Annotated in this window: 7 protein-coding genes; 3 read left to right on the top strand and 4 right to left on the bottom strand. The window is 51.3% G+C overall.

Annotation, left to right across the window (positions count from 1 at the left end):
* The first annotated feature begins 94 nt into the window (after positions 1–94).
* Positions 95–532: a peroxiredoxin gene (locus tag NDA02_RS13195; protein ID WP_190793385.1), complete on the top strand. Its 438-nt coding sequence runs from the start codon at positions 95–97 to the stop codon at positions 530–532.
* Between the two features lie 175 nt (positions 533–707).
* Here the strand turns inward: NDA02_RS13195 and NDA02_RS13190 are convergent, their stop codons facing one another.
* Both NDA02_RS13190 and NDA02_RS13185 read right to left on the bottom strand, forming a co-directional pair.
* Positions 708–2,498 (bottom strand): ATP-binding protein, encoded by a 1,791-nt coding sequence (locus tag NDA02_RS13190; protein ID WP_348247615.1) that lies wholly within the window; start codon positions 2,496–2,498, stop codon positions 708–710.
* Between the two features lie 276 nt (positions 2,499–2,774).
* Positions 2,775–5,300, bottom strand: coding sequence for an MHYT domain-containing protein (locus NDA02_RS13185; RefSeq protein WP_190792744.1), 2,526 nt, complete (start codon positions 5,298–5,300; stop codon positions 2,775–2,777).
* 793 nt (positions 5,301–6,093) lie between these two features.
* Between NDA02_RS13185 and NDA02_RS13180 the strand changes: the two genes are divergently transcribed.
* Positions 6,094–10,308, top strand: a complete 4,215-nt coding sequence (locus tag NDA02_RS13180; protein ID WP_190792745.1) for a PAS domain S-box protein — start codon at positions 6,094–6,096, stop codon at positions 10,306–10,308.
* A gap of 15 nt (positions 10,309–10,323) precedes the next feature.
* Entirely contained in the window at positions 10,324–11,013 is a 690-nt protein-coding gene (locus tag NDA02_RS13175; RefSeq protein ID WP_190792753.1) for a PD-(D/E)XK nuclease family protein, read from the top strand.
* On the opposite strand, the gene NDA02_RS13170 is transcribed toward NDA02_RS13175, so the two are convergent.
* Together NDA02_RS13170 and NDA02_RS13165 are read right to left on the bottom strand one after the other, a co-directional pair.
* Entirely contained in the window at positions 11,010–11,483 is a 474-nt protein-coding gene (locus tag NDA02_RS13170; RefSeq protein ID WP_190792746.1) for a hydrogenase maturation protease, read from the bottom strand. The two genes, NDA02_RS13175 and NDA02_RS13170, sit on opposite strands and share 4 nt — an antisense overlap.
* 737 nt (positions 11,484–12,220) lie before the next feature.
* Entirely contained in the window at positions 12,221–12,424 is a 204-nt protein-coding gene (locus NDA02_RS13165) for a phycobilisome linker polypeptide (RefSeq protein WP_190792747.1), read from the bottom strand.
* Positions 12,425–12,617 lie beyond the last annotated feature (193 nt).

Raw genomic sequence — 12,617 nt, 5'->3', positions numbered from 1 at the left:
GCGATCGGTCAATCACCAGCGCATTCACCAGCCTGTACCCAAACTAGGTTAAGATTTTTGGTTGTCTATCCGCATTCGAAAAGGAGACAAGACGATGCCGCTTACCGAAGGCGCAACTGCACCCAATTTCACCGTCAAAGATACCCACGGCAACACCGTCACGCTGTCTAACTATGCCGGAAAGACCGTCGTGCTGTATTTCTACCCCAAAGATGACACTCCTGGCTGCACCAAAGAAGCCTGCGGTTTTCGCGACTACTACAGCGACTATCAAGGCAAAGATATCACCGTGTTTGGCGTGAGCATGGACGACGAAACCTCTCACCAGGCATTTACCCAAAAGTACAATCTGCCCTTTCCGCTGTTAGCAGATGTGGATGGCAAGATCACCAAGGCATACGATGTAGACGGCGGCGGCTACTCAAAGCGAGTTACTTATGTGATTGATGGGTCGGGCAAAATTGCGAAAGTTTACTCAACCATAGACACGGCAAGCCACGCGACTGATATTTTGGCAGAGATTGGCAGTTAAGGTTTGAGGGGGTGTTTGAGAAGAATTAGGAGTTCTACTCCGCCCCCGAAATGCCCCAGGTTTTGGCAGACTTTGAGAACCCGTAGGAGAGATTTTCCCTGAATTGGGGGCGAGAGAGCAGTTTGTGGGATCGGTCGCGTCAAATCGATCGCATCAATCTGTTCCTACTTCTCTCCTACTCCTCGATCGCCCTGGGCAACTCAATCACAAAAGTGGTTTGATTGGACCCGACCTGAAGGCAAATCGTTCCTTTCAAGCGTTCCGTCAGTTTTCGCACCAGTGCTAGGCCCAATCCCGTACCGCCGTGCTTCCAGGGATCGTTGTTCGGAATGCGATAAAACCGATCGAAGATGCGACTGCGCTCTGCTTCAGGAATTTCGATGCCCGTATTACAGATCGAGATTTGCAGCGTTTGTGGAGCAACCTGAACTCGGATAATGATTTTTTCCTGGGGCGGCGTGTATTTGCAGGCGTTATTCACCAGTTCGATCAGAACCCGCTCTAGCGCAGTAACCTCGGTTTGCACAAGCGGCAGATCAGGCGGCAATTTATAGATTAGCTCTTGATTTTGGTTCTGGATGCGCTCTAAAAAGCCTTGTGTGATTTGAGGAATGAGCAGCGAGAGATCAACCGCAGTTAGCCGCAGCGGCTCCGATTCGTCATTCAGGCGAGTTAGATCGAGCAGGTTGTTAATCAGGCTAATTTCGCGCTGGCACTCGTCTTTGAGAATTTGCAGATAGCGATCGAGCGGCCTAGGTAACTCAGGATTGAGCATATTTGCCTTTTGAAGCACGATTTCTAGCATTTGAGCTGCCATTTTTGCATTGGTGATCGGACTCCGCAGTTCGTGGGAAACTGTACTCAAGAAATCATCCTTCAGCAGATTCAGGCGGGTCAGTTCCTCAACCTGCTGCTGCACTGCCTGATACAGCCGCGACTGCCGTAAGCCGATCGCACACTGGTTTGCCACCTGCTGCACCAGCCGAATTTCATAGGAGCGATAGCTGTAGTCCCGATCGTTGATCAGCCAGATATCCCCCAAAACCTGACGGTCATCGAAAATCGGGCACACCAAAATCGCTCGCCGTCCGCGAATCGGGTTAGGCTGCAAATTGCAAAACTGAAGGCTCTGCCCTTGCAGAAGCTGGTCATAGAATTCGGGATAGTTGGCAAGCCGTGCCGTACGACCGCGAAACGGAATTACCGGAGGGTTGTACTCATAAAGAATCGTGGAAGTGCCCTGCTCTAGGTCATACAGCGCGATGTTGCAGGAGTTAATGCCTAAGCCTGCGCCCAGTTCTTCTACCGCCGTCTGGAGAATCCGCGCTTCGTCGAGCGAACTGCGAATGTGATCGACAATTCGCCGCAAAATTGCCTCAAACTCAATCACAAGGCGCAGTTGTCCAGTGTTGTGCTGAATTTCCACTTCCTGTTCTGCGTACAGCCGCATACAGGTATCTCTCACATCGCTCATTGTGAGCACCCGGCTGACCCGCCCAACAGCGTCTAGAACAGGTAAATGGCTCAACTGATGCTGTTGAAACATCAGAAAAACCTGCGATAGATCCTCTGCCTCGGCTTCGCTCAGGGTTAGGGCGGGCTGCACGATCGATCGAATCGGCAGTGCCGTCAGATCACAGGACGACAAATTGCCCGACGCCGCAATTTCCTGCACGATCGCTTGCTGCGTCAGCAGTCCCAGCGTTTCGATCGCGGTCGATTGGCTCAAAGCAGATTCTTCAGAACAGAGCAAATCCGCAGACTGCTCGAAGTTATCAACGACTAAAACATAGTCCGTTTTAGCTTGCTGCATCACTTCAATGGCATCTGCGATCGAAGCAGTCAAAGAAACATAAGGAAAACACTTCTCAACTGCCCCCCGATTTCTAACTTCACCAGAAGGCATTTGCCCCATTTCTTCTACGATAGGAGAAACCAATGCTGTGAGGTCGGGTATTTCCGCCATTCTAAACGATGCAAAAATTTCCTGAACAAGTTTATCGCTCTGACCCAAGTTTGTCGGTTTGCGTCGTTCGCTTTCCTGCTTTTAAATTCTCTAGAGCGCAGAAATCTTTGCATTACTCAACACTTACAGAATTTAAAGAGTGAAATGGCAAACCTTAAAGTTAACTGACGGAAGTTAGCCAGCAAATTTAGCTAGACCTTAAAATGTCCTATTGCCCGGTATCGCTATCCTGTTGCCCGGTACAAATTGATAATCATCATTCGGATTAATATCGGATTAATAAATTAACGCCCGTCCCGCTACCTCTGCCACAGCTTTAACTAGATCAGCCGGATCGATCGGCTTAGCAAGGTGCCGCTGGAAGCCTGCCTGTAGAGCTTGCTGATAATCTTCATGTCCTGCATAGGCAGTCAGAGCGATCGCTGGAGTTTGTCCACCTGCCGATGCCGCCAGACCTCGCACCTGCCGAATCAAAGCATAACCATTTTCCTCGGGCATTCCAATGTCGCTGATCACAATATGAGGCTTAAAGTGGGGCAACGCTTGCAGTGCTGCCGCAGCAGAAGCAACGGTTTCAACAATCGCGCCGTCCTGCTCTAGAATTGCCCTCAGCAGTTCTCTGGCATCTGGCTCATCGTCCACAACCAGCACCCGCAAATCTTCCAGCACCGACAATTGACTAGATGAATTCTGAACAGGACTCGATCGATCGCCCTGCTCCAGTTCAGAAGGAGACAGGTTCACACTGCTAATTGGCAGATTGACCTTAAAAGTAGATCCTCTGCCTTCCCCATCACTCTCAACGCTGACCGCGCCGCCGTGGAGTTCCACCAAATGCCGCACGATCGCCAGACCCAGCCCTAAACCACCAAAGGTGCGTGTCGTTGAGCCATCCGCCTGCCGAAAGCGATCGAATACATAAGGCAGGAAGTCGGGGTGGATGCCTTTTCCGGTGTCGGTGACGGTAAGTTGGGCGTAGGGGGTGGACGAGGAAAGGGATGAAGGAACGGATGAGGGAATGGGGATGTGAGGGGATAAGGGGGAAGGGAGTGAAGAGGTAGAAGAGGAATGCTCGGCAGTCGTTGTGCTCCCTTGACTGCTCTCCATCTCTCCATCGCTTTCCCCAACATGCTCTAGCTTCACTTCAACTCTGCCCCCATTGGGCGTGAATTTGATGGCATTGGCGAGCAGGTTCCAGACGATTTGCTGAAGGCGATCGGCATCGCCCAGGATGGGTCCGGCAGTAGGGTCGAGCATGGACTCTAGCTGGATTTGTTTGGCGGTTGCGGCAGGGCGCACTGCATCGAGAGCAGACTGGATCACTGAAACTAACTCGACCGGATAGACGACGACTCGCAGTTTGCCTGTAATAATGCTCGATACATCCAGCACATCTTCGACCAAACGGCTCAGAGCGCGGGTGTTGCGATCGATCGTTTCCAGGGCGCGGCTGGCGGTGGCTTCGTCGAGCTTGCGGGTTTGCAAAAGCTGAACCCAGCCCATCATCGCGTTGAGAGGAGTTCGCAGTTCGTGGGACAGGGTTGCGAGAAACTCATCTTTGAGGCGGTTTGCCACCTCAGCGGAACCTCGTGCCAGCATCTCGCTTGCAAGCAACTGTTCTCGTTCGGCTTCGACGCGCAGGCGGATTTTTTCAAGGTGCTTCGCAGCAGTAATATCGCGGCAGGTCATCACAATTCCCTGAACAGCAGGTTCGTTGAGCAAACTATTGGCAAGCACTTCAAAATCGCGCCAGGAACCATCTTTGTGCTGCAAGCGAAGCTGTGTTCGCTGAATGGTTTGCGCTTTGGCGATCGTCCCAGCGGGAGAACTGCTTTGCATCGCCTGTTGGAGCAGATGAATTGCTTTGCCCACATCGTCGGGATGCACGAGTTCAAATGCTTTTTTGCCGATCCAGTTTTGCGGCGAATCGTCTAGAATTTGCTCGATCGAGGAACTTACGTCAGTCACTTGCAGGTCTGCCCCGATCACCGCAATGATGTCAGAGGCGTTTTGCACGAGCGATCGAAATCGGGCTTCGCTTTCGTGCAGTGCCTCGGCTCTGGCAAGCTCAACACTAAGGCGGCGCGTCATAAATGCAGCCGTTAGTGCCAGGATGAGAATCACCAGCGCAGCTAACCCGATCAGCCCTGCCAGCCACAAATTTTCCAGTTTTTCTTCAGATTGAAAGACCGCAGTAGGCATTGGCTGAAAGTGAACGGCAGCCATTGCAGCATAGTGCATTCCATAAATCGCGCTGCCTAACCCGATCGCCCCAATCAGCTTTCGCAGCGTTCCGCCCAGGTTAATTGCACTTCGCAGCTTAAATGACAGCAGCAGAGCCACAAACGATGCTCCAATAGCGATCAGCATCGACAGCAGCACCCATCGCCAGTCATAGCGCGGAATTGCTGCCAGCCGCAAAGCTCCCATGCCTGTGTAGTGCATGGATGCAATACCCGTTCCCAAGATTAGGCTGCCAACTGCAAGCTGTTTCCAATCGAGTTTAGGCTGACTGGCGATCGACAGCACCACGCCCGAAGCCACGACTGCCACCACCAGCGAAAATAAAACGATCGGCACGTCATAGGTCATTGGCAGCGGCAGGCGATACGCCAGCATCCCGATGAAGTGCATTGCCCAGATGCCAACGCCTAGTGCGACTGCGCCACCCACCAGCCAGAGTTTTCGAGCAACCCCCGCCGACGCATTGACTCGTCCAGTCAGATCGAGCGCAGTATAACCTGCAACAATCGCCAACAGGATCGAAAAAATGACCAGAATTGGGTTGTAGGATGCAGTCACCGTGAACTGCCCTCTCAGCTACACTAATTCTTTTTTAGCGAAAATTTAATCAAATGTGCTCTATATTACGAATGAAATACTGCATTCCTGGCCATTAGCCTGACCATTAGACAGATCCGATCGCTGGTTCTAAATAAAGAGCAAACGAATGCTGACGTAGAAACATTTATCACCACAGACTGAGGCACGATTGAGCAGTCGGGCAGAGGTGCAGCAGCAGGGTAATCCCACAAAATAACAGCATTCTGGAAATCACTTTACGGCTATGCTAATTACTTTTCCTTTAATAACTGCCTTAATAACGACTTCCATGACTATGGCTCTGATGACCATAGCGATCGCAATTCCAGTTTTGTCTCTGTTCGTTTACAACCGCATTCTGTTGGGTTAGTCCTTCTATCTCCCTGCTTGTATTTCACTACTTATATTTCACTGTAGTATGGGTTGCGCGAGTAACACTTTGGGTTAGTTAGGTTTAAGCGAGCAAGTTTGAGCAAGTAACGGTTGCTAAAAAACGATCGCTTAAAAAATTGCTTCGACTTCGGCTTCTCATTTCCACCAAACCAGCATTATTTGTTCAACATCAGATTTATCCAGCATCAGGAGAGCTACTTATGTTTACCGTCATGGCTTTAACTGTTTGGCTTGTTTTCTTTACCGTGCTGCCTCGCTAAGATCGATCGCTAAACTGCATCGCTAAACTGCTCTGTCTACAGGCTGACTTAAATTCACAGTAAACTCTTCTAGCGAAGAATCATCTATAAAAAGAGATAAGTCTTCTGGCTCGCCTTTCATGTGGAAACTTGCTCAGCAATTTCAGTTCTTTGGCAGTCTGGTTCTACCTTCTGCTGCGGTTACGTGGCTTTGCGATCGGTATTCACCCTTTGCCTTTGATCCGGTCTTTGAACGTACTTTGACTGCCTTCATTGATGAATTCTGGAATCCTGGTTCCCCGCCTTCTCATCAGATCACTTCACATTTGACGGTGGCGTGTGTGGGAATGCTGTTGAGCGATCGATTTCGCTGGCTGAAGCCCTGCTACACCAATCAGAACAACATTAATCAGAACAGCACCTATCAAAACACGCTAGAGCAGGGTAATCCAGACCAGGATGATCTGAGCCAGGAAGATCTGAGCCAAAGCAATTCAGCCCAGAATCGGCAGTCCGATCGTCAAAGCCAGCTCCAGAAAAAGATTTGGTACAGTCAAGTCAATCTCGACCAGGATCAAAATCGGGGAAGAAACCAGGAAACCGAGCCGCTAGAGCAGCTTCCACTGGAACAGTTCTTTGAACTGACGACTGATGGATTCATCATTATCGATCGCAACTGGCGATATACCTACATTAATGCCAGGGCAGAACAGCTTCTAGGCAAACCGCGCCAGCAGCTTCTGGGACAGAGTGTTTGGGAGATTTTTCCAGAACTACGGAGAACCAAAGCATACCGTGCTGCCCTGCGCGTCATCGCATCGCAAAAACCTGCCCAATACGAGGAATATTATCCCTCGCTCGATCGCTGGTTCTCGGTTCATATTTATCCTAGTTCAACAGGGATTGCAGCCTACTTCCTGGATATGACTGCCGCAAAAAAACTTGAAGCGGGCCGTCAGGAATATGAGCAGCAGCTTCATTTTCAGCTTCAGCTTTTGTCGCAGGTGAATGATGCTATTGTTGCCGTGGATCGGCAAGAGCAAATCACTTATTGGAATGGAGGTGCGGCAAAACTGTATGGCTTGCCCGCCGAGGCAGTTGTCGGACGATCGCTGGCTGAGGTCGTGCAGTACGAGTGGCTTCATCCGGGCGATCGGCAGCGTGCGGCTCAAACATTGATCACCCAGGGGTACTGGCGCGGCGAGATCTTGCACTTTAATGCAAAGGGTGATCGGCTCTTTGTCGAATCCTCGGTCACCGTTCTCAAAGACAGCGATGGCAATGCGAGCGGCATGATTGGCGTGATGCGGGACATTACCATGGCAAAGCACCGCGAAGCAGAACGCAAGCAGATTCAGGCACAGCTTCAGGAAAGCCAGTCTCAGTTAAACGCGGTGCTGAAGTCGGTGCAAGATGTACTGTGGTCACGCGATATTGAGACGCGAGCGCTGCTTTATACCACTCCCTCCGTCGAGCAACTCTGTGGTTTGCCGATGCAGGATTTTTTGCAGCAGTCTGATCTGTGGCTAAGCTGCGTTCACCCAGACGATCGCTCGCGCCTGATTGAACTCGATCAGGCACTGTATCAGCAGCAATCGATCGATCAGTTTGACATAGAATATCGGCTATGCCGCCTTGATGGGCAGGTTCGCTGGGTTCGCGATCGGGGCTATGTGGTGAGAAACGAGCAGGGACAGCCCGATCGCATTAATGGCATCACGACTGATATTACGGTTAGCAAAGAGGCAGCCGCCGCCCTGCGTCAGAGCGAAGAACGACTGCGGCTGGCAGTCAACAGTTTGCCAGATGTATTTGTGGTTTACGATGCAGAGCGGCGATTTGAGTATGTCAACGAGACCGGACTGCGCCGAGCCGATCTGACGCTGGCAGAGATGCTCGGTAAACGCGATGAAGATCTCTGGTCAGAAGAAGTGACGCAAGCCTATTTACCTACGCTGCTCAAAACGGTTGAAACCCGACAGATGCAGTCGATCGAGTGCAGTTTCACGCTGCCCCAGACCGACCCCTTCACCATGATTATTAAATACGTGCCGATGCTGGATGAACAGGGCGAAATCCAGCAGATTCTTGCCTTCACGTTTGACATTACCGATCGCGTCCGGGTTGAAGCAGAACGAGATCGAGCAGCCGCAGAAATCAATCGGCTGAACCAGGAACTCGAACAGCATGTGCAGTCGCGAACGGCTCAGCTTCAAACTGCTCAGGCAGAACTCGAATCGCTCAACGACGATCTGGAGCGGCGAGTCATTCAGCGCACGATCGAGCTAGAACTTACCAATCGCTTGCTAGAACAGGAAGTTGCCGATCGCAAACTGTCAGAAGCCCGCTATCGATCGCTGGCTCTGGCCTCGGCAGAAGCCGTCTGGACGACCGAAGCCCATGGAGAAGTCGAAATGGCGCAGCCCTCCTGGGAACGCCTGACGGGACAAAGCTTTCCAAATTATCTGGGCGCAGGCTGGCTGGTAATGATTCATCCCGAGGATCGATCGCGAGTCAGGATACAGTGGACCGAGGCAGTGGCAACCCGCAGCACCTTTGAAAGTGAACATCGGGTGAGAATTGCAGACGGGAGCTACCGCTATTTTTCGGTTCGAGCAGTGCCCGTATTCGATGAGTCCGGCAATCTGCTGGAGTGGGTCGGCGTGCATACCGATATCAGCGAAGCGAAGCAGGCAGAACAAGCCCTCCGCACCAGCGAACAGCGATTTCGTCGCCTTGCCGAATCCAATATTTTTGGGGTCGCGTTTGGCAACTTTTCCGGCAATATTGTGGATGCCAACGATTATTTCCTGAAAATGACGGGCTATGAGCGATCGGATCTGAAAGCCGGACGAATTCGCTGGCTCGATATGACCCCCGCCGAATACCTACCGCTTGATATGGCCGCCGGACAAGAACTGCGGCAGCGCGGCGTTAGCACTCCCTTTGAAAAAGAATACATTTGCAAAGACGGCTCCCGCGTTCCGGTTTTGATTGGCTCTGCGTTTATGAATGAGCCGTATGACGAACAAACCGAGATTGTTTCCTTTTACGTCGATCTAACTGCCCGTAAACGCGCCGAAGCCGAACGCGAAAAGCTGCTCGCCCAGGAACAGGCTGCCCGACAGCAAGCCGAAACCGCCAACCGGATCAAAGACGAATTCCTCGCCGTGCTGTCCCACGAACTGCGATCGCCCCTCAACCCGATTCTCGGTTGGACTAGACTACTGCGAACCCGCGCTTTTGATGCCGTCACCACCGACCGCGCCCTGGAAACGATCGAACGCAACGCCAAACTGCAAACCCAGCTGATCGAAGACCTGCTCGATGTCTCCCGAATTCTGCGCGGCAAGATGAGTCTGCAAATGACTCCCATCGATCTAGTCAATGTGGTTGAGGCGGCGATCGAAACCGTGCAGCTTGCTGCCGAAGCAAAAGCAATTCAAATCGAATTCGCCCCATTACCTGCCCTCTACCAGATTACGGGCGACGCAGCCCGCCTTCAGCAAATCGCCTGGAACCTGCTCTCCAACGCTGTCAAATTCACACCTAATGGGGGCAGAGTTGAAGTGAAGCTAGAGCGCATTGCGGGGAGCGATGGGGAGATGGGAAGTGGCCAAGCGGGTAAAACTGCCGAGCATTCCTCCTCTCCCTTTTCACCCCCTACCCCCTACGCCCAACTCACTGTTACCGACACCGGAAAAGGTATCCACCCCGACTTCCTGCCCCATGTGTTTGACTACTTTCGGCAGGCAGACAGCTCGATCACGCGCACCTTTGGCGGCTTAGGGCTGGGTCTAGCAATCGTGCGGCATCTGGTGGAACTCCATGGCGGCACGGTCAGCGTTGAGAGTGCTGGAGAAGGGCAGGGCACAACGTTTACTGTTTGTTTACCGCTGATTCAGTCCGATGCGCTGGTGCTGGCAGAACCCGCCCCGCCGCCGATGATTGCCAATGCTGAGCCGCTCAAAGGCATTTGTGTGCTTGCTGTAGATGACGAAGCCGATATGCGCGAATACGTCAGCACCTTGCTGCAAGAAGCAGGGGCAACCGTCATACTAGCTAGCTCTGCCAAAGAAACGCTGACGATTCTGCTCAAGACGGTTCCCGATGTTCTAATCAGCGATATTGGAATGCCTCGGATCGATGGCTATACGTTGCTGAAACAAATCCGTCAGTTGTCTCCGAAGCAGGGTGGACAGGTTCCGGCGATCGCCCTTACTGCCTATGCTGCCGAATACGACTACCAGCAGGCAATGGCGGCAGGCTTTCAGCTCCATTTGTCTAAACCGATCGATCCTGATCATCTGCTGCAGGCAATCCGTCGGTTGCTTGATATGAAGCAATTTTCCTGAGCCGTTTTCTTGAATATGCTCCCGGTTCCCCAGCTTTTACCCGTGTATTCTGCCAAGTCTGTCCGCGAGCGGGGGCAGAGCTACTTTGTAGGTGCCGAAGGAAGACGGCTCCCCAGCGTGACAACGATTTTGAACGCGACCAAGCCTCCCGAAGCTCGTCAGGCACTTATGAACTGGCGCGATCGAGTGGGGGCAGAAGAAGCCAAACGAATTTCAGGCAATGCCAGCCGACGCGGTACCCAAACTCACAAACACATTAAGCACTATTTGCTGAGTCAGGATGTTCCCCGTCCTGAAACCGTACAACCCTACTGGGACAGCCTCTCACCCGTGTTGCAGCAGGTCGATCAGGTGCGGTTGGTGGAAAGCTGCGTGTTTCACTATGATTTGGGCTACGCTGGAAAAATTGACTGCGTTGCCAGCTATTCCGGCACACCCTGCATTCTCGACTGGAAAACTGCCGATCGCCCCCGCAAAAGTCTCGATCGGCTGAACGATGCCCCCCTGCAATTGGCAGCTTACTACAGCGCATTTAACTTTTCCTATGCCGATCAGGGCATTGAGCTGGAGGCAGCAGCGATCGTGGTTGCGGTTCCTGAATCTCCGGCAGAGCTGTTCTGGCTAGAGGCAGACACGCTGAAGCAATACTGCCAGCAGTGGGAGCAGCGCGTCGCGGAGTTCAATCGGCGGTTTCGGCGCGGTTAAGCATAACTCATAACGGGCAGCGATTCCACGATCGCATCAAACACTTTCGCAGCTGCACATTTCACCACCGGACTCAGTTCTAATCCCAAATTAAGCTGATCTGCCTCAATTAAATACACGGTGATGTCTTTAGGAAAGTCTTTTCCCATCATTTTACGTCCGACTGCCAGCGCGTGATCCCAACGGAAGTTGTGCAGGCTGTGCCCCGGTTCTGGTAAGCTTTCTAGCTCTGCGCCCCGCATAGTAAAGACGGCTCCTGGCTCTGAACCCGTAGTGCAGGCATCAATAATAATTAGCGTATTGCTGCCTCTTGCCTGAACCATCACATCGGTTTCGCCCGTACCGCAGTCAAACACACCTACATCCGATCGGGGATATCGGTTAAGAAAGCTCTGTAAACGCTGAGCGACAATAACGCCCACTGCATCATCACATCGATTTAGATTACCGCAGCCAATAATAGTAAGCATAGGAAGTGAAAATTTTAGGGTGTGCAAATTGGAAGGAAAAGAATACTGCTGCCTTATCTGTAGCCCCAAAAAAGGAAACGTGGGTGAATTCAGCGTTGATACCCAGAAGAACGGAAAGCTAAAAACCGCCTCGATAAATTTCAGGTGATAAACTTCAAACAGTAAATTTCAGACGATGAATTTCAGATGATCAGTTTCAGAACACTAAGGCAATTAAGGTCACTGAAGAAATCTTGCGGAACGGATTCCCTGGGTAAACGAAAAATCTTGCTGGACAACTGGAACACTTGTCATACAGGAATCGCCTTTACCGTCTTTAGTATAACGATCGTGTTTTTGAGCAGCCCAGGCTTAATAATTTCTTACTAAATGAGTTGCTGCCGGGAAGGGTTGAGCCGTAACAGCCACTAAAGACTGAGCAGTTCCAATATCCCGAGACAAATCAGTTCGATAGGAAAACGGAAGTCGTAGAATATCGCGTTAGTCGATTTACTGTGCGATTAGGATTTATTTTGCGATTAAAGGTATTAGTAATTAGAAGTATTAGCGATTAGAAGTATTATTAGAAGCATTTAAGACGGCACATACAATAAAAAGTATAAAAATACAAAGTGGGCACTACCTCGCAAAACCGACTAAGCTAGCCTGGTTGTTGAGCGGCACTGCCCAGATTGTGCAGGTTTAATGACGACAAATGCGAAATAAACCTGATAGCTTGTTGTGAAAAATTTGAAGAATTACTTCAGACCTACATCCATGCCGGGTTTGCCAGTTGCCAATTCAACTTTGACAATCTTGCCGCCCATCTTCTGAATGCGCTGCTGTTCCTTAAACCAGTTGTCGTAGGGAACGAGCTTGGTGAAGTAGGTATTTTGCAGTTCCCGCTGAGTGCGAATTCGCGTCTGGCTGGGAACGCAAGCCGTTACTTTAAACATCCGCATCGTGTTCTCTCCTGAAAAGTCGGAAACAGTAGGTTGAATCCTAATCAAAATCTGGGAGTCCAGAATCAATCTTAGACCGTCTCAGCTCGCTCTGTGAGCCGCCCCTGACTGCCTAACACTCACTCTAGACTTCCCAGACTTCCAGGAAATTCAAGCTGTGAGTCTTTAGCCTTCAGCCCTAAATCCAAGGCAC

The sequence above is a fragment of the Leptolyngbya sp. ST-U4 genome (genome assembly GCF_039962215.1).
Taxonomy (GTDB): Bacteria; Cyanobacteriota; Cyanobacteriia; order Elainellales; family Elainellaceae; genus Leptolyngbya_A.
Note: the sequence above shows the minus strand (reverse complement) of the source record. Positions and strands in the feature narration are given on the sequence as shown.

Coding starts and splice junctions, on each gene's coding strand:
- NDA02_RS13165 (WP_190792747.1), bottom strand. CDS start 12,424: ATGCGGATGTTTAAAGTAACGGCTTGCGTTCCCAGCCAGACGCGAATT.
- NDA02_RS13190 (WP_348247615.1), bottom strand. CDS start 2,498: ATGGCGGAAATACCCGACCTCACAGCATTGGTTTCTCCTATCGTAGAA.
- NDA02_RS13195 (WP_190793385.1), top strand. CDS start 95: ATGCCGCTTACCGAAGGCGCAACTGCACCCAATTTCACCGTCAAAGAT.
- NDA02_RS13180 (WP_190792745.1), top strand. CDS start 6,094: ATGTGGAAACTTGCTCAGCAATTTCAGTTCTTTGGCAGTCTGGTTCTA.
- NDA02_RS13175 (WP_190792753.1), top strand. CDS start 10,324: ATGCTCCCGGTTCCCCAGCTTTTACCCGTGTATTCTGCCAAGTCTGTC.
- NDA02_RS13170 (WP_190792746.1), bottom strand. CDS start 11,483: ATGCTTACTATTATTGGCTGCGGTAATCTAAATCGATGTGATGATGCA.